Raw genomic sequence first — 25,904 nt, forward strand, 5'->3', positions numbered from 1 at the left:
GTCGCGCACCTGCGCAAAAGCGGCGCATTCAAAGAACTCCCTCCGTCGATTCAAACGTCGCAAGAAACTCAGCCAGCTCTGTGCCTCGCGGAGGCGCGCCATGACCGCGCTCACCGAAGTGGAGCTCTATTTTCTTAAAGGCAAGATCGAGCGCTGGATTCGTTTCGGCGCGCCCGTTAATGAACGCACGCTCGACCGCAGACGACGCATTGCTTACTTCGCGCCGGGATCCATTTTCGCATTCGTCCGTTGGGCGTCGAACGGTTACGGGACGCTTGTTTCGCGCATCGATATCCTGCGCGCCTGTGAATCGATTGAGCCCCATTCCACTATCCCCGCCGTCAAGCCCGGCGCCGAAATTCTTCTTAGAGCGGCGGGTTGGGACAGAGTTCAGCGGGTTCTGCGCGCCATCGATGCTGTTGAGTCGCTGGGCTTTGCGCCACAAGATATCTGTCCGGATCATTGGCGGCATATCCACAATCGATCGGCTGCCGGCCTGTCTACGCGACCCTATTCGCGAGAACGCCATCAAGCCTGGCTCCTGCGCGCGAGGGTCAATTCCAAATGATCAGATCCATCGTTCTCACATTGCTCGCAAGCTGCGCCGTCGCTTCAACATTCGTGACGACACACGACCCGCTTCTGGTTTGGAACGCCTCCGCCAGCGTCCCAATAGGTCTCTATGCCGTCCAGCCTAAAGGAAAACTCGCCGTTACCAATCTTGTTGTCGCGCGACCACCGGAAGCGCTCGAAGACTGGCTAGCTGAGCGTCGCTATCTCGCTAAGGGCGCGCTGCTGATCAAGCGCGTCGCTGCATTACCCGGCCAGCGAGTCTGCCGCAATAGGCGCACCGTGATCGTCGACGGCATTGAGATGGCGGTGGCGCAGGAACGCGACCATGCCGGACGACCCCTGCCCGTTTGGAACGGCTGCCTTTCGGTGGCTGAAGACCAGGTTTTTCTCATCAACTGGGATGAACCCTCGTCGCTCGATGGACGATACTTCGGAACCATTCCTTCCGAAAAATTGATTGGACGCGCAGTCCCGCTTTGGACATTGGAGTGACGCCATTGACGCCAAGCGAAATTCGAACACTCTCCAGCAGACGTCGCCGCCGATTGGCGTTTCCCGCGGCTATGCTCGCCTCTATGACAGCCTCCGCCGCGACTTCGCATGCGCAGGCCCGCGCCGCCCAGATCGCCAAATGCGCGCTAAATTCGACTCAGGCATCGGCGGAAGCCATCAGCAGTGCGACTGACGAGGCGTCGCGCCGCTTCCATATCCCGCCTCAATGGATTCGCGCCGTCATGCGCGCTGAAAGTTATGGCGACGCATGCGCCGTCTCCGGCAAAGGCGCAATCGGTCTGATGCAGATCATGCCGGCGACATACGAGGAGCTACGCCTCAAGCATGCTCTTGGACCCGATCCCTTCGATCCAGGCGACAATATTTTGGCGGGCGCAGCCTATCTTTCCGAGGTGTTCGAGCGTTATCGCGAAGGCGGCTTCCTCGCCGCCTATAACGCCGGTCCACAGCGCTATGAACAATATTTGCGTGGACGCCCATTGCCGACTGAGACGATAATTTACGTTACGGGACTTGCATCAAAACTCGGCCTCGAGGAGCTTGCTGCGACGCAAAGTTCCCCATCCGCCGACATCAGCAAACCGTCAACCTTCGTCGCTCTAACCAAACTGAATTCTACGCGGCAAATCGCCCAAAACAGCGCGGCCAGCGCCGGAGCGACTACCGGGGAATCCGTCGATCACCCTCTTTTTCCGGCGCAGCGCGATGACAAGATATTTGCGCGAGTTTCGCTTTCGGACGGTGGCTCGATTGCACGCTTGCGCGTGGTCCAGCATTCGCCTGCCGATATTTTTGTAGATCGTCGCGCTCGATGATCCCTTTCAAGCTCTATCGCATGTTAGCGCAGCAACTCGCGCCTTTGTGCGCGAGCGTGGCGGAGGGAGCGCAAGTGAGTGACCTATGGCAAGATAAAAGGGACAGCCTGCGGCTTTGTCCAGCGGTCGGTTTGTCGTTGTGCATCAATGCATTCGCGCAGGCTGTCAATTCCATCCGCAGCCTCCCCCAAACAATAACTCATTGCGCCCGCACCTTCATTTCCACTTCGCGAGACTTTTGACATGGCCAGCGATGACGATATCCGCATTCGTCCCGAGCGCATTCGGCAGACGAAGCCCGGAAAGGTAAAGTCTTTCGTTTCCCGCGTGTTGGCCGCGACGCAGAAGGCGGGCGGACTAAATCGTTCGAGTTCACACGGAAAGGGACGCCACGCTTTCGGTCGTGGCCGCGCCGCGAGCTTCTCCGCGCTGCGCGGACTGACCTCCCGACCGCGAATTGTGGTGGTGAAGGCCCGTGTGGTTCGACATCGCGGAAAGTCGATGTCCCTCGCGGCGCATCTTTCCTATCTGCGTCGCGACGGCGTCACGCGCGATGGCGCGCCCGGAAAAATGTTTGATGCCAGTGGCGATGGCGTTGACGTCAAGTCCTTCACCGAGCGATGCCAGAGCGATCGCCATCACTTTCGCTTTATCGTCGCGCCGGATGACGCGATGGAGCTTAGCGACCTGCGGGCCTTCACGCGGGATCTCATGGCCGACATGGCGCGCGATCTTGGGACCAAGCTCGACTGGGTCGCGATCGACCATTGGAACACCGAGCATCCGCATATCCATGTCCTCTTGCGCGGACGCGCCGATGACGGCGCCGATCTCGTCATCAGTCGCGACTATATCAGCCGGGGTCTTCGCGCCCGCGCCGAGCGGCTCGCCACCCTAGAGCTCGGTCAACGCAGCGAACAAGAGATTCGCCAATCGCTCGAACGCCGGGTCGACGCCGACCGCTGGACGCCGCTTGATCAGGCGCTGGCCCGCGAAGCCGGGGAAAGGGACGGCCTCATTGATCTCCGGCCGGATGTGGAACAGGCGAACGACATGGAGCGAAGCCTCCTCGTTGGACGGGCGCGCAAGCTGGAGAAGCTCGGTCTCGCCGCCCCCGTCGGCGTGGGCAAATGGGTGATGGCCGAGGAGGCCGAGAGCGTGCTTCGCAAGCTTGGAGAACGCGGTGACATCATCAAGCGGATTCATCAAGGCCTCGCCGCCCAGGGCGTCGATCGTGCGACGGGCGATTTCTGCTGGGACGGCGAAACGCGCGGCGATCCGATCATCGGACGACTCATCTCGCGCGGCCTCGACGACGAATTAAAGGGCTCCGCCTTCGCGATCGTGGATGGCGTCGACGGTCGCACCTATCACCTCCGCTTCAACGACATCGATGCGACGGGTGACGCCGCTCCAGGCGCGATTGTCGAAGTTCGACGCCTCACATCTGGCGACGATCGGACAGCGCGTCTTGTTCTCGCCGTTCGTTCCGATCTTTCCATTGAAAATCAGATCGACGCGAACGGCGCTACCTGGCTTGATCGACGCCTCGTCGCCAAAGAGTCTATGCCGATATCGGAATCGGGCTTTGGTCAGGATGTCCGTGACGCGATGGAGGCGCGGGCCGACCACCTTATCGCCGACGGGCTTGCCAGGCGACAAGGTCAGCGACTGGTCTTCGCCAGCAATCTCATCGAAACGCTGCGCGCTCGCGAGCTGAACGAAGCGTCCGCCCGACTCACGTCCGAGACCGGCTTATCCCAACATTCGGTCACCGAGGGAGATTCCGTCGCTGGCGTCTATCGGCGGCGTGTGACCCTGGCGTCCGGTCGCTACGCCATGATCGATGACGGGCTCGGCTTCAGTCTTGTCCCTTGGACCCCTTCGCTCGAAAAGCAACTTGGACGGCAGGTGTCAGGCGTGCTGGGCCCAGGGGGCGGCGTGGACTGGAGCTTCGGTCGCAAGAGAGGCATCGGTTTGTAGGAGCGTTGCCGAATGGGCTCTCACGGCATCCCTTGGCGCGGACCGCTTGGTCTCCTCCGGTATTTGTGCGCTGTGGCGCGCCGATCTGCGACGCGAGGTTAATTTTCCTTGCAGACACAAAACTGGAAGCCACAAGCTGGCGTTATGTCGGCAACGCGCATCCTCTGGGACCAGATCTTAATCGTCTTCGCCATTGTGCTCGCGACGACGTGGAGCGCGACGCAATGGACGGCCTGGCGATTGGCGTTCCAACCGGAATTGGGCCCGCCCTGGTTTCTACTCGGAACATGGCGACTCTATCCGCCGCCGGCTTTCTTTTGGTGGTGGTATCACTTCGACGCCTATGCGCCCGATATTTTTGTCGAAGGCGCCGTCATCGCCGCATCGGGCGGCTTTGCTTCCATCGCGGTCGCCATCGGCATGTCGGTGCATCGCGCCGGCGAAGCTAAGAACGTTGTCACTTATGGTTCTGCCCGCTGGGCGACGCCGGAAGAAGTTCGACAGGCGGGGCTTCTCGAATCAGATGGCGTCATGCTCGGAAAATTCGAGGACAAATATCTGCGCCATGACGGACCCGAGCATGTCCTGTGTTTTGCTCCAACCCGTTCTGGCAAGGGCGTCGGCCTAGTCGTTCCGACGCTTCTTACCTGGCCCGGGTCCATCATCGTCCATGACATCAAGGGCGAGAACTGGTCCCTTACCGCCGGCTGGCGTGCGCGATTTGGCCGCGTGCTGCTGTTCGATCCAACGAACGCCAGCTCCTCTACCTACAATCCCTTGCTCGAAGTTCGGCGCGGCCCCGCGGAAGTGCGAGACGTCCAGAATGTCGCCGATATTCTTGTTGACCCGGAAGGGGCTCTTGAGCGACGCAATCACTGGGAAAAGACCAGCCATTCGCTTCTCGTCGGCGCCATTCTTCACGTCCTTTATGCCGAACCCGAAAAGACGCTCGCGGGCGTCGCCAACTTCCTCTCTGATCCGAAGCGCCCAATCGAAACGACGCTGCGAGCCATGATGACGACGCAGCATCTTGGCGCGGCCGGCCCGCACCCGGTCGTCGCTTCAACCGCCCGCGAGCTCCTCAACAAATCCGAGAATGAACGCTCAGGCGTACTTTCCACCGCAATGTCTTTTCTTGGTCTCTATCGCGACCCCGTCGTCGCTGAGGTCACGCGCCGCTGCGACTGGCGCATCGCCGACCTTGTCTCCGGGGAGACGCCCACAACGCTGTATCTCGTCGTTCCCCCGTCCGACATCTCGCGGACCAAGCCGCTCGTGCGCCTCGTGCTCAATCAGATCGGCCGTCGGCTGACGGAGGAGCTGGAGTCAAGGGAGCGCCGGCATCGCCTACTGCTCATGCTCGATGAGTTTCCGGCGCTCGGCCGGCTCGACTTCTTCGAATCCGCGCTGGCCTTCATGGCTGGCTATGGACTGAAAAGTTTCCTCATCGCCCAGTCGCTCAATCAGATCGAGAAGGCTTACGGCCCCAACAACGCCATTCTCGATAATTGCCACGTCAGAGTGTCCTTCGCGACCAATGACGAACGCACGGCCAAGCGGGTCTCAGACGCGCTCGGCACCGCAACCGAAATGCGGGCGATGAAGAACTACGCCGGCCATCGTCTCAGTCCATGGCTTGGACATTTGATGGTGTCGCGTCAGGAAACCGCGCGTGCGCTGCTGACGCCGGGCGAGGTGATGCAATTGCCGCCCGATAACGAAATCGTCCTTGTCTCCGGCCTACCGCCGATCAGAGCAAAAAAAACGCGCTATTACGAGGACCGCCGATTGGCGGCGCGAATTATGTCGCCGCCGGCGCCCCGCCCCGTCCGCGCGTCCGCGGCGCCCATGATGGCAGGCAACAGCATAACCAAGGACGATTGGACCGCGTTGCGGACACCGCAACCGAAAACGCCAAGCGACGAGGATTTCGCCAACTGCGGGATCCGCCGTGAACCTGAGCTCCCCGAGCACGAAGACATCGCGCTTCCAGAACCAAATTTGGTGCTGAAACCAGAAGTCTTCCTTGTCGAAGACGCGGATGACGACGAGGCGATCAGAGCTCGCATTCTACGAGCTCAATCTCGCTCGCTGGCGCGACAGGCGACGATGGACCCCGATGACGGCATAGCGCTGTAGGAAACCTACATGGCGGTGAAGCAGCGCCTTTCCGTCTATCTCGACGCCGACATGATGGCGCAGCTCGAAAAGCTTGCAAGCAAGGAACGCGCAGCGAAGTCTTCGATCGCGGAAGCCGCGATCATTTCGTTCCTGACGGCGGACGATGCCGACCGCTGGGAAGCCGCAGTGACGCGCCGGCTCGATCGCCTAACGCGCTCCGTTGATCGCCTTGAGCGTGATCTTGAATTCTCCGTCGAGGCGCTCGCGCTCTATGTCCGCGCCTGGCTCACCGCGACGCCGCCATTGCCCGAAGGTACGCAGCCGGCGGCGCAAGCCAAGGGACGAGAACGCTACGAGAGTTTTATCGAGGCGTTGGGGCGAAGGATGGCTAAAGGACAAAGACTGACAAAAGAAATCTCGGAGGAATTCCAGTCCGAAACTGCTGGCGAGATTTCGTGAAAGGTCGCACTGAGATCACGGGACTGCAAGGCATCAATCAACCCAGGCACGGTGAGCATCATGCCATAGTTTACGTCCGGTGAGCTGTTCCGTCGGGTCCGGAAACATGGATTGCTACCGCCACTTCCACGCCGTTAAAAGCACCGGCCCACCGCCCAGCTGGGTGTCGACGCCATAGCAGATCGTGTTCGCCTGATTGCCGCTCCCCTGAAGAGGTCCGGTTGCCGTCTGTTGCGTCTGATTGTACTTATTGAGGGCCCCGACGCGCCGTAATTTCGGCGGAGGGCCATCGGCGCCATAGCCGGTGACTCCCGGGCCATTGGCCCTTGGTTAGAAACACGAGATTCGATGTCGAAGTGATCCGAACGAAGGCCCCTTGCCGTGCAACTGCCCCCCATAGGATCAGCGACGAGTACGGCTCAGTCGTTGGCGCCGTATTCGTAGTCGGCCAACCTCAATTTATAGATGTCATCAGGGTTGTACGCAGCGGCGCAATAGTCGGCCATTGAGCGTCGCATATTGCGGCCGCGTGGCGGCGTAAAGTCCGCACAGTTTTAGGCTGACTTCCCGAACATTGATTCGGGAGGGCGGCCGGGGACGGTGGAGATTTACGCGGCGGCTCGACGCTTTGTTTTCATTGAGGGCAATAGCCAGCGCGAAGCGGCGCGCGTGTTTGGACTGAGCCGGGACACGATCGCGAAGATGTGCCGCCATTCCGCACGGCCGGATTACGTGCGCACAAAGGCGCCGAAGCGGCCGAAGCTCGGGCTGCTGCTCACGGTGATTGACGCGATCCTGGAGACGGACAAGACTGCTCCGCAGTGCAAGCCGACATCAGTGGTCAGATTGCTCTTTTCATCCCAAGAGACGGCGTCGGTCACCCAGCGGCGGCCAGCAAGACACGTTTCGGACGGGCCTGCACACCCCTGGGCCTCCAGCCTTAATGATGAGCTACCCGTTGAAATGATCCGCCTGCAAAAGCCTGTTCCCTTCACATCCCCCAGATCGACCCAAATTGGTTCAATTCTGCTCCGCTTCGGCCAGGCATTGTGCGAGATCGTCATAGCCATACAAGAGCGCCAGCTCCCTTGGCGTCAGGCCTGCGTGCGATCTCAGGTCCAGGCGCGCGCCAGCGGCGATGAGCGCTCGCGCCGCTTCCAGATGGCCGTGCCAGACCGCATCGTGCAGCGCTGTCAAGCCGTTGTAGGCACCCTGCGCATCCAACTCTGACGCTGGCCCAACAGCGCGAGTGCGCTTTTCCGTTAGCGCCTGGATGACCTCGGCGTGCCCGAAATAACTCGCCTCGTGGACCGGCGTGCCCCGCATCAATCCGATGGCCCGTCGCGGGTCCGCTCCCGCGTCCAGCAGTAAGCGCACGATGTCGGCCCGGCCTTGACGAGCAGCGATGCCAAGCGAGGTATAATTGTCGTCGGGGCTCCCCACGATCGGCGCCCGTTCGTCAACGCAGGCGCCGTTCGCAAGCAGCCGCTTGACCTCGCCGATGTCGCCTGCCTTGACTGCCCCCATCAGCGCAAGCGCACCTATCTGCTTGGTGTGAGCCTCCTCTTGCGCCTCGATCAGACGCGCGATCGCGTCGAGCTTGTCCTCTCTCGCAAGGTCGAGGGCTGTTTGCCGCCAATGGTTGCTGATTGCCGCTCGGGCGCCCCGCTCCAGGAGAAGTCGGACCGCCTCCACGTGCTTGTGCAGCACCGCATCCATTAGCGCAGTATTTCCGAGGACGGGAGACTGTTGATCGATAAAGGCGCCATGGTTCAGGAGTAGCCGGATGACGTCGGTATTGCCGGATTGCGCCGCCTTGTGAAACGCCGTCGCGCCCATCCTCGGCTCTATCACGTGGACCTCCGCACCAGCCGTGAGCAGAAGTTCGACCAATTGCGACTGGCCGAGTCCGGAGGCGACCATTAGCGGCGTGAAGCCCTCGGGGCCGCGGCGGTTTACTTCGGCGCCTGAGCGGAGACTGTCGATAACACCCGCAAGGTCGCCGGCCCGGACCGACGCTTCGAGCGTCACGTGGGAGTTCCGTCAGATGAACCGATAGCGCCGAGGAATTTGACAAGCTCGGCGTTGACGCGATCGGCCGCCTCGTGCTGGAGCCAATGGCCGGCATTCTCCACGCGGACGACGTCGAGCAGGCCAGGCTGAGATTGCTGAAGCTGCGAGGCTGTGGGTGGCTCAGGATGAAACAGCCGGCAGAGGCCATCGTCAGCGCCCCAGATGTAGAGCGTGGGCTGCCGGATGACTGCATTCTTGAACGCCGCCGTGAGATCGAACGACGTCTGCATGGCGCGGTAGTAATTGAGCCCGCCGCGAAAGCCCGTCCTATCGAACGAGCGAATCGTGTGTTGGACGTATGCCGGATTCGCCCAACTCGGCACACCGACCGGAGAAGGCCGTAGCATGTGCTTGGTCGGGTCGATCGGGTCCCATCTCTCGTCGGGTCGCGGGCTTGCCGAAAGCCAGTACAAAACGCTCGGTATCGTTCTCGGAGCGTCCGCGTAGCGGATCTCGGCGTCGGGCTCCATCATGTCGAACGCATAGTAGCGATTGCCCAGGCCTTTCCGGCGAAGCTCGTCCCAGAAACTGATCTCGCCACGGGGCGCAAAAGGAATGCTCAAGCTGACGAGCGCGCGAAATCGGTCGGGCCGCATCAGCATTGCGCGCTGGGCATGGTCGGCGCCCCAGTCGTGGCCGACGAGAACGGCCGACTTGATCTCGAGAGCGTCGAGCACGCCCACGAGGTCGCCTACGATGTGCAGGGAGCTGTAAAGATTGACGTCCGGGGGAGCATAGCTTTCGCCATAGCCCCGCATGTCGATCGCCACCGCGCGATAGCCCGCCTCTTCAACAGCGCGCATTTGGCTGCGCCAAGTCTCCGCCGTGTCAGGAAAGCCGTGACAGAACAGAACGGCGGGGCCCTGACCCCGGTGGATGACATGGAATGGTGCGCTGTTGACTTGCACCTGCGCCATTTGAGCCATGCTCCGCCTTTGCTCCGATCAGAGTCTGTCTTCTGATCAATGAAACGTCGCCCCACCATCGACGACTATGATCTGGCCGGTAACGAAGCAGGCCGCCTCGCTCGCTAAAAACAGGCAGGCGCCGACGAGATCCTCCGGCCGCTCCTCGCGCGCGATCGCGCGCGACGCAATGACGCCCGCCAGCATCTCCTCTGAATAATCCTTGTTGCGTCGTATGCCTCCGGTCACGGTGAGGCCGGGCGCGATGGCGTTGACGGTGATGCCGTCACGGCCGACTTCCGCTGCGAGTGAGCGCGTCATCGCAACGATCGCTCCTTTGCTCGCAACGTAATGCAGCATGTATGGGGTGCCGACAAAGACCGTGGCCGAGGTCAGATTGACGATGCGCCCCCATTTCTTTTTCCGCATACGCGGGATGACCGCCTTGCTGCAGAGGAACTGGCTAAGCGTATTGACGGTCAGAACGCGCGTCCAATCCTCCGGCGTGATCTGCTCGAAGGGCTTGGGCGAGATCTTCGCCGCCAGCGCGGCATTGTTGACCAGGATATCTACGCCTCCCTGACCCAGCTCTATCTGATCAATGCATGCCTGGACGCTGGAAGGATCGGCGACATTGCAATGAACCCGCCGAACGCCGGGCGGGCTTGCGTCTTTCTTCCACGCGATGTCGGCGCCGATCACCTGCGCCCCCTGCGCCGCAAGCTCCTTTGCGATGACGGCGCCGATGCCCGTGGCCGCACCAGTGACAAGCGCGATTTTTCCTTCAAGGGTCATGGCGTAAAGCTCTTCTGGTCATGCGCTGAGCGCGCCGCTCGTCATCCGCAAGGAGGCCGAAAATAAGCTCAACGGTTCGACCGCCTGTCGGCTGGCAAATCCCGTGATCAGAAAGAACGAAAGTTGCTCCCGGTCGGTTCCCAATGGGTCCCGCCGCTTATTCATATCGGGTACGTCGCGTTCCTCATGCTGGCTAGCCCCTCGGCGCCCGTGCTGCTGGCGTTGTAGGCGATCGCGACGGTCGCGCCGTCGGCCGCGAGCCGTTCAGCGATCGCCCTACCGATTCCGCGCGAACCTCCGGTCACGAGCGCGGTTTTTCCATGGGGGCCTGCGACATAAGAATCTCCTCGTTACGCGAGATGCGATTTCTGTGATTGCGGGGTGAGCTTGCGCGGCAGTTCATGCGTTCGCGGACGATCGGCCCCGGGTTTGCCTCGGTGACCGTGAGAGCCAGGCGAACGAGATCAGCGTCACCGCGCCATATTCATGGTGGGTCACGTGGTGCTGCGGAACACCGACCTGCTCCAGTTAACGGGCGCCCCTCAGGGGCCCGGCGCGCGCTGGCCAGACAAAGAGCCCAAGAAATTATAGCTTCACGCCGACGCTCGCCAGGAAGGTGTCGAAACGATTGTCGACTTCAGCCTTCGTTTCAGCCCACGCCGGGAACGACTGCAACAGATTGTCGTGCCAAGCGATGAGGTTTAGATAATCCCCGAACGGAAACTTTGCGCGATCGACCTGAGAGAAGGGAGCGGCAATGTCGATGTCCGCAAAGGTCAACGCATCGCCAACCATGAACTTGCGGCCTTCGAGATGCTTGTCGAGCACCTTCGCTGCGGCACGGATCTTGCCCTCGGCGAATGCGATGAGGGCCTCGTCCTTCGGCAGATTCATGATCGTCTTCCCGACTCGCTCGTCGAAGATGGTGGTGGTGAAGGTGCGCCACTGCTCGCCGGACCAGAACATCCACTGAAGGACCTGAAAGCGCCCCTCCTGCGTGGTGCCGACCAATGGCGAATTCACCTTGTCGGCAAGGTACAGATTGATCGCCGAGGCCTCATAGAGGATGGTGTCTCCATCTTCAAGAACCGGCGTCAAACCGTGGGGATTGAGGCGCGATTTGAACTCGTCGGTCTGGCTCTCGCCTTTAAACAGGTCAACGTTCACGCGTTCGAGTTCGATGCCCATGATCTTCGCAGCGGTGGTCACGCGACGCAAGCTGCCCGAGCCGGGATCGCCGTAAATCTTCATCGTCATAACAGTTCCTTTCGGTTCGAGTCCCGTAACCGGGATCGAAGTTGTCCTTTCGACCGAGAATCTAAGTCACTTAAACAATCTGATAAGATCGGAAGCCGTTATGCCTTCTATTCTTGTTTGGAATGAAAGTGATGGATAAGCTTGATGCGATACGGATGTTCGTACGCGTCGTCGAAAGCGGAAGCTTTTCACAGGCAGCGCGGGACCTAAAAGTCAGCCAGCCGACGGTCAGCAAACAGCTTGCTGCGCTTGAGGCGCGGCTCGGGACACAACTCGTCGCGAGAAATTCCCGTACCCTTGCCGTGACGCCCGCAGGACAGGACTATTACGAGGCCACCTTCCGTATCCTTCAGGATCTCGACTTCGTCGAAGAACGAGTCCTTGAAGGGCAATCGGCCCCCACAGGACTGGTCCGCGTGACCCTCTCGCCAGCCTTCGGGAGGATGTTCGTTATTCCCCGGCTTTTAGGTTTCAGGGAACGTTTTCCCGACGTCTCAATCGAGATGGAAGTGTCTGGCCGCCATGTAGACCTCATCGAAGAGGGAATAGACGTCGCTATCCGCATCGGTCGGCTTTCAGACTCAGCGCTCGTCGCCCAGCACATTGGCGACATGCGGATGATAACCCTAGCCTCCTCCAGCTATCTTGCCCAACACGGCACGCCGCAGACGCTGGACGAACTGCGCAGCCACCAGCGTATCAGCTATGTCTACCGGGGCGATATCATGGGGTGGGGTTTCGACGTAGACGGCCGGCAGGTCACGGTCGACGGAGGAGGAGCATTCCGCACAAATGACGCAGAGCATGTCCGGGGCGCGGTCCTCGCGGGCCTCGGCATCGCCCATCATGCGAGTTGGTTGTTCACGGATGTGCTGGCCTCCGGCGAGGTTGTACGAATTCTGGGCCAGCATGCGCCGCCGCCCTTTCCGATTAACGCGGTTACCGTCGCCGGACGGCGCATGCCCTCCCGAGTGCGGCAATTCATCGATTTCCTCGCTGCGATTTGCGCCGAGGAGCCGGAATTACGGGTCGGCTAGGGCTAGGGCGTCAGGCAGCGAACGGCTCAGGAGTGGCCTCGCACAGGAGGACGCTGACCAGGCCCTTTTTGTCGGTCCACTCTGCCATTGGCGAAGATCCCGCTGCACGCAGTAACAACGTGGCGCCCGCATGGCTGTGTTTGTGGCTATTCTCGGCGACAAGATCGGCGTCACCATAGGCTTGCTACGCGTCAGGGCGATCGGGATCGCCCCCGTCAGGTTCGCCAGCTGGATGGCGCCGAGATGAGTAATGGCTCGCCGGGCTGAATCTTTGCTTCCTCGATCAGGGGCCATAGGCGGTTAGGAAACATGATCCAGAAGGATGCCCACTCCTCGAAGGAAAGCGATTTCGGTTGCTTGATCACCGAGCGCGCAGGCGCAATGATCATCTCCCGGTAGACGTTGTAATCGCCCAGCCAGAAGCCGGGGACCACGTTGACGCGATCGCCGACCGCGTCGTGTGCGACGCCTGTCGCCGAAACATCGCTTCGGCACGGTTCGGACCGATCGCGTAAACGCGGATCAGTACCCCGTTGGCACCGGTGCCGGAGGTCTGGGTCTCGACGAACCGCGTGACTTCAAGGCCGCCGAATTCGGAGAATTCGATGTGGCGCGGCCAAGTCTCGGCCCTTCCTGAATTGTTGTCAGACCCGCCCGCGATGGAGGGGTGGCGTTCGGCTGGTGAACATCGGTGGGGAGGCCGGATTACACCTGCTGCCTGATCTGAACAGATCGGCTTCTGTGATGTACTGGGAAGGATGGCGAAAGGGCCTCCGGTTCACGCGTCCCGAGGCCCCACGTCGGTCTAGAGAGCTGCCGACAGGCCACCATCGACAGGTAGGTCGATGCCGGAGATGTAGCTGCTTTCGTCGCTCGCGAGGAACAGCGCGGCCGCAGCGACTTCTTCTGGCTCGCCGATCCGCTTCATCGGCACCATCGCCGCGAAATTCTTGCGCAGCTCTGCGAGTTCCTCTGGCGAGGAGACCTGCTTCTCGAGGATCGGAGTGTCGATCGGGCCGGGGCTAATTGTATTGACGCGAATGCCGCGCTCGATCAGCTCCGTCGACCAGGTGCGGCCAAGCGACTGGATCGCCGCCTTCGAGGCGCTATAGGCACCGTAGCCGGAGAACGAGAAGTTGCCCAGCACCGAAGAGGTCAGAATTATCGATCCACCTTGGGTGAGCAGGGGACGTGCGTGGCTGATGGTGAAGTAGATGCCACGCAGATTCGTATTCAGCGTTTCGTCGAAATTTAGCTCGGTCGCATCGGAGATGGTTTCGGGGCTTATGGTGCCCGCATTGGCCATCACGATGTCCAGCCGGCCATGGTCGGAGCCGATGCGGTCCATAAGGCGCTTGATGTCCGCACTGTTCTGGACATCGCCTTGGACGGCGATGGTTCCATTACCAATTTCGCTGGCTGCAGCGTCGAGTTTCGTCTGTCGACGTCCGAAGATATATACGGACGCACCTTCATCGACGAAGAGCTTCGCTGTCGCGCGTCCGATGCCGGTGCCGCCACCGGTGATTACTGCGATCTTTCCTGTGAGTCTGCCCATGATAATCCTTTCCGAAGATATCTTGAGGCCGCGAAGCACTATTTAGTTAGCCGTCCGAGTTGTTGGCGCGGCGAGAACGGAATAGCTGATATTATTCGCAGGAATATCTACCTGCGTTGATACTCCGTTTGCAGCAAACTCTATGTCTACCGAAACAACTTAAATTTGACCGAAGGGCTATCTTACTGCGAATGCGAAGGATAGGACGACTGCAGGCCGATGAAGGCGACCGCCATTGCCCACGGTGAGCACCCAATCGCATCCGTCGCACTCACAAATGGCATTCCGGATTGCGGCCCAAGCGGGCGAAAAGGGTCATTGAAGTGCGTGTCTAATCCATCGTGCGTCTTGGCGCGCCGGCGTCGTGAGACCGTCAGTCTGCTTCGGCCCTCTAGATCAGCAAAACGCGCGTCGAGAGATTCGAGTTGGAAGCGCAGCGCGCCCAGCGTCGTGAGACCCGCCAGCTGCTATTACGATCGTGTTAACGATCGCGCCGAGTAAAATAGCGTAATCAATATTGATCCTCGCTCCTCCCCCTCGCGAATCTTGTGGACCGAACAGCCTGGCGAACGGATTGCGGAAAGCTGTCGCCGCTTCCACTCCCGACGCGGGTTCTTGCGACTTCTTCGGGCCGTTCTAAGAGCGGAGCCATCGAGCTCCTATGGCGCGCTGGCGGCTCCATTTGGTTCGAGTGTCCCTCGCATCGTGCGCGGCGCGAAGTTCTTTAAGAGCCGAGGAGAGAAATCCGAATATTTTTCGTACCATAGCGAACTCGGCCCTCGGGAATGCTTTTACATCTCCCAAGGACTGAGACGAAGGGTCAGGCACGACTATCTCGATGCCTCGTCAAGAGCGAACTGCGAGATGTGGCTCAAATATTGCCGCATCTCGACCTGATGACATTGCAAATCCCGGACCTCAGCCTTTCGCCTGTCTTTGTACGCTGTAGCCCTAATCTCCCAACTGACTTGTTGCATTCGACCCATTCCCGCCTTTCCTAATCGACCCGACTCCGAACCGTCAACTGACGATTTGAAGGGAAACGGGGACAAACTTGCCAACCCATTTCAACAACGTCGAGGCGCTATCGCGCGGCGCGCGCATGTTGCGGACGGCGCTGGGACCCGAGATTGCCTCCTGGCTAAACGACGAGAGAGTCGTTGAGATCATGCTCAATCCCGACGGCCGGCTCTGGCTCGATCGCTTAACGAGCGGGCTAGAGGACACGGGCGCCCGACTTTCGGCGGAGGATGGTGAACGCATCATACGCCTTGTTGCGCATCATGTCGGCGCCGAGGTTCATTCGGGCGCACCGCGCGTTGCGGCTGAGCTCCCCGAAACCGGCGAGCGCTTTGAGGGCGTGTTACCGCCAATCGTCTGTGCCCCCGCCTTTTCCATCCGTAAGCCTGCTGTCGCCGTTTTCTCGCTCGACGACTACGTCACCGCGGGCGTTATATCGAGGCGCCAAGCCGCGATCCTTCGAGCGTCTGTGGTGGAACGCAAAAATATCCTCGTCGCCGGCGGCACTTCGACAGGCAAGACGACACTGGTCAATGCGCTGCTGGCCGAAGTCGCCAAGTCAAACGATCGCGTTGTCCTCATCGAAGACACGCGCGAACTGCAGTGCGCCGCGCCGAATCTTGTTTCGCTGCGGACCAAGGACGGCGTTGCGTCCCTCTCCGACCTTGTTCGTTCCTCACTGCGCCTTCGGCCCGATCGCATTCCGATTGGCGAAGTGCGGGGCAGCGAAGCGCTGGATTTGCTCAAGGCTTGGGGCACGGGCCATCCAGGCGGTGTCGGCACCATTCACGCGGGTTCAGCCCTCGGCGCGCTGCGCCGTCTCGAACAGCTCATCCAGGAAGCCGTCGTCACCGTTCCGCGCGCGCTCATCGCCGAGACCATCCAGATCGTCGCCGTGCTTGCCGGCCGAGGGGCTGAGCGCAGGTTGATCGAGTGCGCGGCTGTCACAGGCCTCGGCGAACACGGCGACTACGCGCTCATCGATCTTACCCACATCAGCTTCGGAGAAGAGCATGAATAGGTTTCATAGTGGCGCGTTTCGGACGCGCTTTGGAATTGCGGTTCTCGGACTTGGCATTGCAATCGTTTCGTCGCCGGCTCTCGCCGCTGGCTCGAACATGCCCTGGGAGCAGCCGCTCCAACAGATCCTGCAATCAATCGAAGGCCCGGTCGCCAAGATCATCGCTGTGATCATCATCATCACGACCGGCCTGACCCTCGCCTTTGGCGACACTTCAGGTGGGTTCCGACGCCTCGTGCAAATCGTCTTCGGCCTGTCCATCGCTTTTGCCGCATCGAGCTTCTTTCTCTCCTTCTTCTCCTTCGGCGGCGGAGCGCTGATCTGATGGAAACAATTTCGTCCCCCGACGCGTCGGTCCCGGGCTTCCGTGTGTCCGTTCGCCGATCCTTGACCGAGCCGATCTTTCTTGGCGGCGCGCCGCGTTCGATCGCGATCTTGAACGGCACGCTCGCGGCGGCGCTTGGGCTCGGATTGCGGCTCTGGATCGCCGGTCTCGTCTTCTGGGTCGTCGCGCAAGCCGCCGCCGTGTGGGCGGGAAAGCGCGATCCCGACTTCGTCGAGGTCGTGCGTCGCCACCTGCGCTATCCGGCGCATTTTGGCGCTTGAGGGAAAGCCTCCATGCTGAACCTCGCCGAATATCGAAAGAAGCCGCAAAGCCTCGCCGATTTCCTGCCATGGGCGGCGCTCGTCGCGCCCGGCGTCGTCCTGAACAAGGACGGCTCGTTTCAACGCACGGCGCGATTTCGCGGACCTGATCTGGAGAGCGCGACTCCAGCCGAACTCGTCGGCGTAACGGCGCGGCTTAACAACGCTCTACGGCGCCTTGGCTCCGGCTGGGCAATCTTTTTTGAGGCGCAGCGCAATCCAGCCCAGGATTATCCCGCAGGCTCATTTCCAGATCCAGTTTCAGTGCTTGTCGACGAAGAGCGCCGCGCGCAGTTCGAGGAGGAGGGCGCGCATTTCGAAAGTGAGTATTTTCTCACGCTTGTCTATCTGCCGCCCGAAGACGACGCATCGAGCGCCGAGAGCTGGCTCTATGAGGGCCGTTCCTCAGAGCATGATTCGAATAGCGTCCTCTCAAGCTTTATCGACCGCAGCAACCGACTTCTTCAGCTGATCGAAGGCTTCGCGCCGGAAGCCGAGTGGCTTGGCGACGCCGAAACCCTGTCGTTCCTTCATTCCTGCGTCTCGACCAAGCGCCATCGGGTGCGCGTCCCCGAGACGCCGATGCATCTCGACGCCATCCTCGTCGACGAGCCCTTAACCGGCGGGCTCGGGCCGCGTTTGGGGAATGCCCATCTGCGCACCCTGACAATCCTCGGCTTTCCGTCATCGACCCATCCCGGGATTCTAGACGAACTTAATCGTCTCGCCTTTTCCTATCGCTGGTCGACGCGGGCGATCTCGCTCGACAAGGGAGACGCGAGTAAGGTTCTCACCCGCATTCGCCGCCAGTGGTTCGCCAAGCGCAAATCGATCCTCGCCATCCTCAAGGAGGTCATGACCAATGAGGCGGCGACGCTCGTCGACACCGACGCGCATAACAAGGCGCTCGAAACCGACGCCGCGCTTCAGGACCTCGGCTCCGATCTTATTGGCGAAGCCTATGTGACGGCGACGCTCACTGTCTGGGACGAAGATCTACGTCTCGCCGACGAGAAGCTGCGGCTTGCCGAAAAGATCATCCAGAGCCGCGACTTCAGCTGCATGATCGAGACGGTCAACGCCATTGAGGCATGGCTAGGGTCGCTGCCTGGACACGTCTACGCCAATGTCCGCCAGCCGCCGGTCTCGACCATCAATCTCGCCCATATGATCCCGCTCTCAGCAGTCTGGGCGGGACCACTGACCGATGCCCACCTCAACGCTCCGCCGTTGCTCTTTGCCAAGACCGAAGGCTCGACGCCATTCCGCTTCTCGCTGCATGTCGGCGATGTCGGGCATACGCTCGTTGTCGGTCCGACCGGCGCCGGCAAGAGCGTGCTGCTGGCGTTGATGGCGCTGCAGTTTCGCCGCTACCACAATGCTCAAATCTTCATCTTCGATTTCGGGGGATCGGCGCGGGCGGCGACGCTCGCCATGGGCGGCGACTGGAACGATCTCGGCGGCTCGTTCAATGATGACGCCATCGACCCGGTCTCCCTGCAGCCGCTGGCGTGCATTGATGAAGTCGCGGAGCGCGCCTGGGCCGCCGAATGGATCGCCGCGATCCTCGCCCGCGAAAATGTCGGCGTCACGCCGGAGGTCAAAGAACATCTCTGGACGGCGCTCGGCTCCCTCGCGTCAGCGCCAGTTATTGAGCGCACCCTCACCGGCCTTTCGGTCCTTCTGCAATCGAATGCGCTTAAGCGGGCGCTGCAACCTTTTTGTCTTGGCGGGCCGCATGGACGGCTTCTCGATGCGGAGGCCGAAGTTCTGGGCGCTGGCGACATCCAATCCTTCGAGACCGAAGGCCTGATTGGCTCATCGGCCGCGCCCGCCGTTCTCGCCTATCTCTTTCATCTTATCGAAGGCCAACTCGACGGCTCGCCCACTTTGCTCATCATCGATGAAGGCTGGCTCGCCCTCGACGACAAGGGCTTTGCCAGCCAGTTGCGCGAATGGCTGAAAACCCTACGCAAGAAGAACGCTTCCGTCGTCTTCGCCACACAGTCGCTCGCCGATATCGAAACGAGCCCCATTGCGCCGGCGATCGTCGAGAGCTGCCCGACGCGCTTGTTCCTGCCGAATGAACGCGCCTTCGAGCCGCAGATCGCCGCCATCTATCGCCGCTTCGGCTTGAACGACCGCCAGATCGAGATCATCGCGCGGGCGACGCCAAAGCGCGACTACTACTGCCAATCGCGGCGGGGCAATCGGTTGTTCGAACTGGGTCTCGGTCCCCTGGCGCTGGCGCTCTGCGCGGCGTCCTCAAAGACAGATCAAAAACTCATCTCCGGGCTCCTTGCCGAATATGGCCGTGACGGTTTTGCGCGCGCCTGGCTCGTCGCCCGCGGCCTCGTCTGGGCGGCCGATCTTCTCACCCAACAAAACGAACTGGAGGCCGCGTCATGAATCGCAGTCGTTTACCTATCTCCGCAAGCCGCCTCGCGCTCGCTCTAGCGCTGTCCCTCGCGCCGCTTGGGGCGACGCGCGCGCAGTTCATGGTGTTCGACCCGAGCAATTACGCCCAGAACGTGATGACGGCGGCGAATACGCTGCAGCAGATCAACAATCAGATCACCAGCCTCCAGAACGAGGCGACGATGATCATGAATCAGGCGCGCAACCTCGCCAATCTTCCCTATTCGTCGCTGCAGACCATCCAGCAATCGATCGCGCAGACCCAGCAGCTCCTGCATCAGGCCCAGCGCATCGCCTATGACGTCCAGCAGATCGATCAGGCCTTCTCGACGCAGTATGGCGCGGCGAATGTCTCGATGAGCAGCGCATCGCTGATCGATGGCGCACGGCAGCGCTGGCAGAATTCTCTCGGGGCACTGCAAGACGCGATGCGCGTCCAGGCCGGCATCGTGCAATCGATCGACACGGCCAAATTCGAAGCCGGGACGCTTCTGTCATCGAGCCAGTCGGCCGTCGGGGCGCTGCAAGCCTCGCAAGCCGGCAATCAGCTGCTGGCGCTACAGACCAAGCAACTCGCCGATGTGACGGCGCTACTCGCCTCGCAGGGACGCGCCCAGTCGCTCGAACTCGCGCGTCAGGCCGAAGCGCAGGAACAGGCGCGCGAACAGATGCGCCGCTTCATCGCGCCTGGCCAGGGCTATCAGCCCGGCAATGTCGCCATGTTTCATTGAGGGCGCGCCGCGATGAAGATCGAACAATGGTTTAGCCCCGAAAATCTAGGACTTATCGCCGTTGGCATTGTCATCGGCGCGGTATCGCTGATTGGGGTTGAAGCCGCCTGCGACGCCGATGTCGCGGCAAGATTGCGCGCGTCGAAAAGTTTTGAACTGATCGCGCCCTCGAAGGCTTCGCCGATCGACAGCGAAACGCTGCGCTGCGCGACGCTTCCCATTGAGCAGGCCGACGATCCCAAGTGCCAGGCGCTCTGGGCGTCGCAGCGCCGAAAGTTTCTGGCGCCGAAGAAGAAGGAAGGCGACTCGGGCGCTGCGCCAGAGATGTTTCCCTCAGTCCCGCGCGCGCTCGAGAAGCCGGCGCCCAAATCCGCGCCCGACCAGAGCGAGTAAGGCTATGGGTGGAACTGGAGTCATCGATCGCTTCCTCGAGGTTTTCACTCGCTATATCGATAGCGGCTTTGGCCTCCTTGGCGACGAAGCCTCTTTCCTGGCTTCGAACCTCGTCGTCATCGATGTGACGCTTGCCGCTCTCTTTTGGAGCTGGGGCCCTGACGAGGACATCATCGCTCGCCTCGTCAAGAAGACCCTCTTCGTCGGCGTCTTCGCCTTTCTCATCGGCAATTGGAACAATCTCGCGAGGATCGTCTTCGAGAGCTTTTCTGGCCTTGGCCTCAAAGCCGCCGGCAGCAGCCTGTCGTCAGCGGATTTCCTGCGTCCAGGGCGCATCGCTCAGGCCGGGATAGATGGTGGCCGCCCGATCCTGGAATCGATCTCATCACTCCTCGGTTACGTCTCCTTCTTCGAAAACTTCGTTCAGATCGTCGTTCTGATGTTCGCCTGGACGGTGGTTCTCCTAAGCTTCTTCATTCTTGCCATTCAGCTCTTTGTGACGCTGATCGAATTCAAGCTGACGACGCTTGCCGGCTTCATCCTCATTCCCTTCGGTCTCTTCGGCAAGACCGCCTTTCTCGCTGAACGCGTTCTCGGCAATGTCGTTTCGTCCGGCGTCAAGATCCTCGTTCTCGCCGTTATCGTCGGCGTCGGCTCGACGCTTTTCGCGCAATTTACGCAGAGCGCGACTGGCGCTCAACCGACCGTCGACGACGCGATGGCGCTCGTCCTCGCGGCGCTGTCGCTTCTGGGTCTCGGCATATTCGGACCAGGCGTCGCCAATGGCATCGTCTCGGGCGGACCGCAACTTGGCGCGGGCGCAGTTGTCGGAACCGGTCTTACAGTTGGCGGCGCGGTTCTCGCCGGAGCCGGCGCGGCGCGAATGGCTGGCGGTGCTTTGATGGGGCCGGCCGGAAAGAGCGAGACGCAGGCCGCCGCCCTGCTGCCGCCCTCACGCGGTCCCGACCCGCCCGGCGGCGGTCCGTCAGGCGGATATTCTCCGGGCCCAGGCGGAACGCCCGGAGGCGGAACAGCCGCCGCTGCCGAATCCTCTGCTGCGCAGTTTTCCGGCGCGCGACCGATCGGCTCTTCTGCGGCTCCAGCTTCCGCCGCTTCTCCTTCAGGCGAACCCGCCTGGGCCAAACGCCTCAAACGCAGCCAGTCCATGGCTCACGGCGTCTCGCTCGCCGCCCATTCCATCCGCGCCGGCGACGCCCATGGCACCGGAACATCCATCAATCTTTCTGAAGGCAGCTAAATGTTCAAACGCTCTTCCGTTCGCTACGGACGCACGCCCGAACCTGTCACTCCTTACCAGAAAGCCGCGCAAGTCTGGGACGAGCGCATCGGCTCGGCGCGCATTCAGGCGAAGAACTGGCGTCTTATCGCCTTTGGCAATCTGATCCTCGCCGGAGGACTAGCAATGGCGCTCGTCTGGCAAGGCGCGCGCGGGTCTATCGTTCCCTGGGTGGTGCAGATCGACAAATTGGGTGAAGCGCAGGCCGTCGCCCCGGCGATCGCCGATTATCAACCAACCGATGCGCAGATCGCCTGGCATCTCGCGCGCTTCATCGAGAATGTCCGCGCCATTCCCGCCGATCCGATCATCGTTCGTCAGAACTGGTTCAAGGCTTATGACTTTGTGACTGACAGGGGTGCGCACGCTCTCAACGACTACGCCCGCGCCAATGATCCTTTCGCCAAAGTCGGGCAAATCCAGATCGCCGTTGACGTAACGAGCGTCATTCGCGCCTCGACCGATTCTTTCCGCGTCGCTTGGACCGAGCGGCGCTACGAGAACGCCAGCCTCGCTTCGACCGAACGCTGGAGCGCGATTCTGACCATCGTCGTTCAGCCTCCGCGCGACGCCGAGCGCCTGCGCAAAAATCCGCTCGGGCTTTTCATCCACGCCGTCAACTGGTCGAAGGAGCTCGGGTAATGACGCCGATCAGATCCAAGAAATTCATCGCCGCCCTACTCGCTTCGAATTCGCTTTCCGCCTGCATGAGCTTCAGGCCGCCCGAGATCGCCTATGACGATATTCCCGCCCCCGCGGTGATGGAGAGCGATCCGGAGAAGCCGGTCAAGATCGTCGAGATTCCGAAGATCCTGCCGCTCCCGGGGCAGCTTAAACCCTTGTCGAACTTCAAGGAGACGCCGGAAGCGCCGGATCCCAAAGTCAGGGTGGCGCAGGCGAACGCTGCGGCGCGGGTGCAGCCCCGACGCGCCGGCTATATCAACGCCGTCCAAATCTATCCCTTCACCGAAGGCGCGCTCTATCAGGTCTATGCGTCGCCGGGAGAGATCACCGATATCGCCCTCCAGGAAGGCGAGCAGCTCGTCGGCTCTGGTCCCGTCGCCGCCGGCGATACGGTGCGCTGGATCATCGGAGATACGGAAAGCGGCGTGGGCGCATCGAAGAAAACCCACATCATGGTCAAGCCGACGCGGCCTGACATTATGACCAATCTCGTCATCAACACGGATCGGCGCACCTATCATCTTGAGCTCAGAGCAACGGAAAAGACCTATATGGCTTCCGTCTCCTGGCAATATCCGCAGGACGAACTCATTGCGCTTCGCCGGCGCAACGCTGCGGCCGAAGAAGTTATGCCTGTCGATACAGGCGTCGATCTCGGGAGCCTCAATTTCCGCTATGCGATCGAAGGCGACGCAGCGCCCTGGCGCCCGCTTAGAGCCTTTGATGACGGCCGCAAGGTCTATATCGAATTCCCGCGCGGCATCTCCCAAGGCGAAATGCCGCCGCTCTTCATCATCGGCGCTTCCGGCGACATTGGGCTCGTCAATTATCGCGTGCGCGGCCATCACATGGTCATCGATCGGCTTTTCGCCGCCGCGGAGCTACGCTTTGGATCGGACGATCAAAGAGTGGTCCGTATCGTACGCAGCGATGGAAGACCGGCGATATGAGCCCGCCGGAGCACGAGAAGAAGCTCGCTGAGGAACTGCGGCTGCGGCCTGAACGGACGACAGTAACCCGGCTCTCGCGCAAGGTGCTCATTGCGCTCGCCGGCGTCGCGTCTTCGCTCATTCTCGGCCTGACGCTCTGGGCGCTGCATGAGCGTTCGGGCGCCAAGGCGCCGCCCGAACTCTACAACACCGACGCCAAGACGACCGCCGACGGCCTCGCCACGCTGGCGCGCGACTATACGGGGCTTCCGAAAAATGTGCCAAAGCTCGGACCGCCATTGCCCGGTGATCTTGGGCGGCCGATCCTCGCAGCACAGGGTCAACTCCCGCAATCTACAATCGATCCCGAAGAGCAGCGCATGGGTCAGGAGCGCGAAGCCGCGCGCACGGCGAAGCTCTTCGCATCGACCAATACCCATGAACGCGCCACGACAGCGATGCGATTGACTCAGTCATCGGATGGCGAGTCTTCATCTCAACACTCGCCCTTTTCCTTCGAACCGGCGCAGATCGATCCTGGCGCGATTCAAAATATGCAGGATCGCAAGCTCGCCTTCGTGAATGCGCCAGCCGATCGTCGAACCATCAGCTCCGACCGGCTCGCAAATCCGGCCTCGCGTTACGTCCTGCAAGCCGGCGCGGTCATTCCAGCCGCGCTGATTACCGGCATCCGTTCCGATCTTCCCGGTCAGATCACCGCGCAGGTGACCGAAAGCGTCTATGACAGCCCGACGGGGAAATTTCTGCTGATCCCTCAGGGCTCGAAACTGATCGGCCCTTATGACTCAGCAATAGCCTTCGGACAGTCGCGGGCGCTGCTCGTTTGGAGCCGGCTCATTCTTCCTGATGGCCGCTCGATTATTCTCGAGCGCCAGCCGGGAGCCGACACATCCGGCTATTCCGGGCTTGAGGACGAAGTTGATCATCATTGGCTCCGGCTGGCCGGCGCCGCGGCGCTCTCGACCATTCTCGGCGTCGGCACGCAGCTTGGGACGACGGGCGGTGAAAACGCGCTCATTCAGGCGCTGCGCCGCGGCGGCGCGCAAAGCCTCAACCAAACCGGCCAACAAATCGTCGGCCGCAATTTCAATATCCAGCCGACGCTCACGATCCGTCCGGGGTTTCCCGTGCGGGTGATCATCACGCGCGACCTGGTGCTCGCGCCTTATCAAGAGCGCGCAACAATCGCTCAAAGCGAGTTGATCCATGACCAAGTTGAAACTCGCCGAGATCGATGACGACAAACCCGTTAAGCTCACCGTCACGCTGCCGGCCTCGTTGCACCGCAATCTGGTCGCCTATGCGGAGATTCTCGCGAAGGAAACGGGAAAGCCGGTCGAGCCAGGAAAACTCATTGTGCCGATGCTAGAAAAATTCATTGCAAGCGATCGAGGATTTGCGAAAGCGCGGAATAACACGAAGAAAGATAAGTCGTTAACATCACTTTCTCCCGCACCTTCATTCGACTTTTCTTTGCCATCGTCCGGGCAGGGCTGAGATGCGACGCCTGATTCTTCCGGCCGGCGCATAGGTCGGCGGCTCGCGGCATCTCGCGCCAGGCGAGTTCCGCCATCAACTCTCGGCGAGGTAAAAACCTACCGTGTGCTCGTACCCAAAGACTCGCAGCTCAACTGCTGTCGTTGGTTGCAGGAAGGCCGAGGCTACCAGCGTGGCGCGAAGGCGCGGCGACGCAAAGTCGATGAAAGCTTGGCGCGCGGCGGACATGGAGCCTTGATGAAGCCAGCGGATTGTCGACGAAGCTTTGGCGCCCGACGCGTCTGTTGCGGCGGTTGCGCGTCGGTACGGTCTGAACGCCAATCTCGTTTTCAAATGGATACGCCGTGCGCGCGAGGGGAGGCTCGACCGGCGACGCGCGCCAGCGCAAGAGGCTGATGCCTCTGCTGTAGCGCGAGATAGCGACGCGCCGGCGTTTGTGCCCGTGAAGCTCGTGGAGCTGAACGCCGTGACGATTCCAGCATTGGCGCCGCCGCTGGCGTTGGCGAAGCCGGTTCGCGAGCCGCGAAGAATCACGCGACGCGGGGCAATGGAGATCAGCCTGCCAAATGGCGCGCGGGTGTCGCTCGACGCGGATGTCGACGCCGAAGCGCTGCGTCGCGTCTTATCCGCGCTAGGCGATCTTTGATGCTTCAGTTCGCGCCGGGCGTGAAGGTCTATTTGGCGTGCAAGCCGGTTGATATGCGGCGCGGCTTTGATGGACTTGCCGCCGATGTCGCGCAGGTTCTGCGCGCTGATCCTTATTCGGGCGCGGCCTTCGTGTTCAGGAGCAAGCGCGGCGACTATGTGAAGATTTTGACCTGGGACGGATCTGGTCTGGGTCTGTCCGCCAAACGGCTTGAGAAGGGTCGGTTTGTTTGGCCGCCGATTGTCGAGGGCGCGTTCGGCGGCGCAACTGGCGCTCTTGATCGAAGGGATCGACTGGCGCCGGACGGTTGTGCCGGACGCGCCGAAATGCCCTGCATTCCTATAGATTCCAGGCATTCTTGAGCTGCGCCGACGTGTGTTTTGTAGTAGACAAAATCATGTTGTGCGCCCTGCTGATTTGCCGGAAGACCCCGCCGAACTGCGTCGCTTCGAGGCGACGCTCGCCGCGGAAGTTCACGCCAAAACGCTGCTGATCGAGAAGCTGAAAATGCAG

At 61.1% G+C, this 25,904-nt stretch carries 26 protein-coding genes and 2 pseudogenes; 21 read left to right on the plus strand and 7 right to left on the minus strand.

Annotated features, from left to right (window positions below; genetic code table 11):
* Positions 1-100 precede the first annotated feature (100 nt).
* From IYY11_RS12725 to IYY11_RS12755, 7 genes and pseudogenes are all read left to right on the plus strand, one after another.
* Positions 101-568, plus strand: coding sequence for a DUF2840 domain-containing protein (locus IYY11_RS12725; protein WP_109025227.1), 468 nt, complete (start codon positions 101-103; stop codon positions 566-568).
* Positions 565-1,065 (plus strand): S26 family signal peptidase, encoded by a 501-nt coding sequence (locus IYY11_RS12730; protein ID WP_196404186.1) that lies wholly within the window; start codon positions 565-567, stop codon positions 1,063-1,065. The genes IYY11_RS12725 and IYY11_RS12730 overlap by 4 nt, the downstream gene beginning before the upstream one ends.
* Positions 1,066-1,307: 242 nt before the next feature.
* Positions 1,308-1,901 carry a lytic transglycosylase domain-containing protein gene (locus IYY11_RS12735; protein WP_409455251.1) on the plus strand — a complete coding sequence of 198 codons (594 nt, stop codon included), beginning with the start codon at positions 1,308-1,310 and terminating at the stop codon, positions 1,899-1,901.
* 243 nt (positions 1,902-2,144) lie between these two features.
* Positions 2,145-3,884, plus strand: coding sequence for a DUF3363 domain-containing protein (locus IYY11_RS12740; protein WP_196404188.1), 1,740 nt, complete (start codon positions 2,145-2,147; stop codon positions 3,882-3,884).
* 144 nt (positions 3,885-4,028) lie between these two features.
* Positions 4,029-6,023 (plus strand): conjugal transfer protein TraG, encoded by a 1,995-nt coding sequence (locus tag IYY11_RS12745; protein WP_196404189.1) that lies wholly within the window; start codon positions 4,029-4,031, stop codon positions 6,021-6,023.
* Between the two features lie 9 nt (positions 6,024-6,032).
* Positions 6,033-6,464, plus strand: coding sequence for a ribbon-helix-helix protein, CopG family (locus tag IYY11_RS12750; RefSeq protein WP_196404190.1), 432 nt, complete (start codon positions 6,033-6,035; stop codon positions 6,462-6,464).
* A gap of 600 nt (positions 6,465-7,064) precedes the next feature.
* Positions 7,065-7,283: pseudogene (locus IYY11_RS12755) on the plus strand (IS21 family transposase); the annotation flags it as partial.
* A 201-nt stretch (positions 7,284-7,484) separates the two neighbouring features.
* On the opposite strand, the gene IYY11_RS23475 reads toward IYY11_RS12755, so the two are convergent.
* From IYY11_RS23475 to IYY11_RS12780, 5 genes and pseudogenes are all read right to left on the minus strand, one after another.
* A complete protein-coding gene (locus IYY11_RS23475) occupies positions 7,485-8,495 on the minus strand; it encodes an ankyrin repeat domain-containing protein (protein WP_196404191.1) in 1,011 nt (336 codons plus the stop codon).
* Positions 8,492-9,454: an alpha/beta fold hydrolase gene (locus IYY11_RS12765; RefSeq protein WP_246719919.1), complete on the minus strand. Its 963-nt coding sequence runs from the start codon at positions 9,452-9,454 to the stop codon at positions 8,492-8,494. Before IYY11_RS12765 ends, IYY11_RS23475 begins: the two co-directional genes overlap by 4 nt.
* Positions 9,455-9,499: 45 nt before the next feature.
* Complete coding sequence (locus tag IYY11_RS12770) at positions 9,500-10,237, minus strand: SDR family NAD(P)-dependent oxidoreductase (protein ID WP_196404193.1); 738 nt, start codon at positions 10,235-10,237, stop codon at positions 9,500-9,502.
* A 191-nt stretch (positions 10,238-10,428) separates the two neighbouring features.
* Positions 10,429-10,542: pseudogene (locus tag IYY11_RS12775) on the minus strand (SDR family NAD(P)-dependent oxidoreductase); the annotation flags it as partial.
* Positions 10,543-10,822: 280 nt separating this feature from the next.
* Positions 10,823-11,494, minus strand: a complete 672-nt coding sequence (locus tag IYY11_RS12780) for a glutathione S-transferase family protein (RefSeq protein ID WP_196404194.1) — start codon at positions 11,492-11,494, stop codon at positions 10,823-10,825.
* 131 nt (positions 11,495-11,625) lie between these two features.
* Between IYY11_RS12780 and IYY11_RS12785 the strand changes: the two genes are divergently transcribed.
* Positions 11,626-12,531, plus strand: a complete 906-nt coding sequence (locus tag IYY11_RS12785; protein WP_196404195.1) for a LysR family transcriptional regulator — start codon at positions 11,626-11,628, stop codon at positions 12,529-12,531.
* Between the two features lie 215 nt (positions 12,532-12,746).
* On the opposite strand, the gene IYY11_RS12790 is transcribed toward IYY11_RS12785, so the two are convergent.
* Positions 12,747-12,965 (minus strand): hypothetical protein, encoded by a 219-nt coding sequence (locus tag IYY11_RS12790; RefSeq protein ID WP_196404196.1) that lies wholly within the window; start codon positions 12,963-12,965, stop codon positions 12,747-12,749.
* Between the two features lie 371 nt (positions 12,966-13,336).
* Positions 13,337-14,089: an SDR family NAD(P)-dependent oxidoreductase gene (locus tag IYY11_RS12795; protein WP_196404197.1), complete on the minus strand. Its 753-nt coding sequence runs from the start codon at positions 14,087-14,089 to the stop codon at positions 13,337-13,339.
* A gap of 1,102 nt (positions 14,090-15,191) precedes the next feature.
* Between IYY11_RS12795 and trbB the strand changes: the two genes are divergently transcribed.
* The 13 genes from trbB to tnpB all read left to right on the plus strand — a co-directional run bounded on the left by trbB (position 15,192) and on the right by tnpB (position 25,753).
* On the plus strand, positions 15,192-16,130 hold the full coding sequence (gene trbB / locus IYY11_RS12800; RefSeq protein WP_196404231.1) for a P-type conjugative transfer ATPase TrbB: 939 nt from the start codon (positions 15,192-15,194) through the stop codon (positions 16,128-16,130).
* Complete coding sequence (locus IYY11_RS12805) at positions 16,123-16,455, plus strand: TrbC/VirB2 family protein (RefSeq protein WP_196404198.1); 333 nt, start codon at positions 16,123-16,125, stop codon at positions 16,453-16,455. Before trbB ends, IYY11_RS12805 begins: the two co-directional genes overlap by 8 nt.
* Positions 16,455-16,736, plus strand: a complete 282-nt coding sequence (locus IYY11_RS12810) for a VirB3 family type IV secretion system protein (protein ID WP_196404199.1) — start codon at positions 16,455-16,457, stop codon at positions 16,734-16,736. The genes IYY11_RS12805 and IYY11_RS12810 overlap by 1 nt, the downstream gene beginning before the upstream one ends.
* A 12-nt stretch (positions 16,737-16,748) precedes the next feature.
* A complete protein-coding gene (gene trbE, locus IYY11_RS12815) occupies positions 16,749-19,184 on the plus strand; it encodes a conjugal transfer protein TrbE (protein ID WP_196404200.1) in 2,436 nt (811 codons plus the stop codon).
* Positions 19,181-19,924 carry a P-type conjugative transfer protein TrbJ gene (gene trbJ, locus IYY11_RS12820; protein WP_196404201.1) on the plus strand — a complete coding sequence of 248 codons (744 nt, stop codon included), beginning with the start codon at positions 19,181-19,183 and terminating at the stop codon, positions 19,922-19,924. Before trbE ends, trbJ begins: the two co-directional genes overlap by 4 nt.
* Before the next feature lie 12 nt (positions 19,925-19,936).
* Positions 19,937-20,317 (plus strand): putative entry exclusion protein TrbK-alt, encoded by a 381-nt coding sequence (trbK-alt, locus tag IYY11_RS12825; protein WP_109025246.1) that lies wholly within the window; start codon positions 19,937-19,939, stop codon positions 20,315-20,317.
* A gap of 4 nt (positions 20,318-20,321) precedes the next feature.
* The gene (gene trbL, locus IYY11_RS12830) at positions 20,322-21,575 is read left to right on the plus strand and encodes a P-type conjugative transfer protein TrbL (RefSeq protein WP_196404202.1); all 1,254 of its coding nucleotides are present in this window, start codon (positions 20,322-20,324) and stop codon (positions 21,573-21,575) included.
* Positions 21,576-22,256, plus strand: coding sequence for a conjugal transfer protein TrbF (trbF, locus tag IYY11_RS12835; protein WP_196404203.1), 681 nt, complete (start codon positions 21,576-21,578; stop codon positions 22,254-22,256).
* Positions 22,256-23,248: a P-type conjugative transfer protein TrbG gene (trbG, locus tag IYY11_RS12840; RefSeq protein ID WP_196404204.1), complete on the plus strand. Its 993-nt coding sequence runs from the start codon at positions 22,256-22,258 to the stop codon at positions 23,246-23,248. Before trbF ends, trbG begins: the two co-directional genes overlap by 1 nt.
* Positions 23,245-24,486, plus strand: coding sequence for a TrbI/VirB10 family protein (locus tag IYY11_RS12845; protein ID WP_196404205.1), 1,242 nt, complete (start codon positions 23,245-23,247; stop codon positions 24,484-24,486). The genes trbG and IYY11_RS12845 overlap by 4 nt, the downstream gene beginning before the upstream one ends.
* On the plus strand, positions 24,455-24,745 hold the full coding sequence (locus tag IYY11_RS12850; protein ID WP_196404206.1) for a DUF2274 domain-containing protein: 291 nt from the start codon (positions 24,455-24,457) through the stop codon (positions 24,743-24,745). Before IYY11_RS12845 ends, IYY11_RS12850 begins: the two co-directional genes overlap by 32 nt.
* A gap of 265 nt (positions 24,746-25,010) precedes the next feature.
* Positions 25,011-25,391, plus strand: a complete 381-nt coding sequence (tnpA, locus tag IYY11_RS23845) for an IS66-like element accessory protein TnpA (RefSeq protein WP_409455252.1) — start codon at positions 25,011-25,013, stop codon at positions 25,389-25,391.
* Positions 25,391-25,753: an IS66 family insertion sequence element accessory protein TnpB gene (gene tnpB, locus IYY11_RS12860; RefSeq protein WP_409455253.1), complete on the plus strand. Its 363-nt coding sequence runs from the start codon at positions 25,391-25,393 to the stop codon at positions 25,751-25,753. The genes tnpA and tnpB overlap by 1 nt, the downstream gene beginning before the upstream one ends.
* Positions 25,754-25,904: the final 151 nt, after the last annotated feature.

Source organism: Methylocystis sp. H62 (assembly GCF_015709515.1).
Classification (GTDB): Bacteria; Pseudomonadota; Alphaproteobacteria; order Rhizobiales; family Beijerinckiaceae; genus Methylocystis.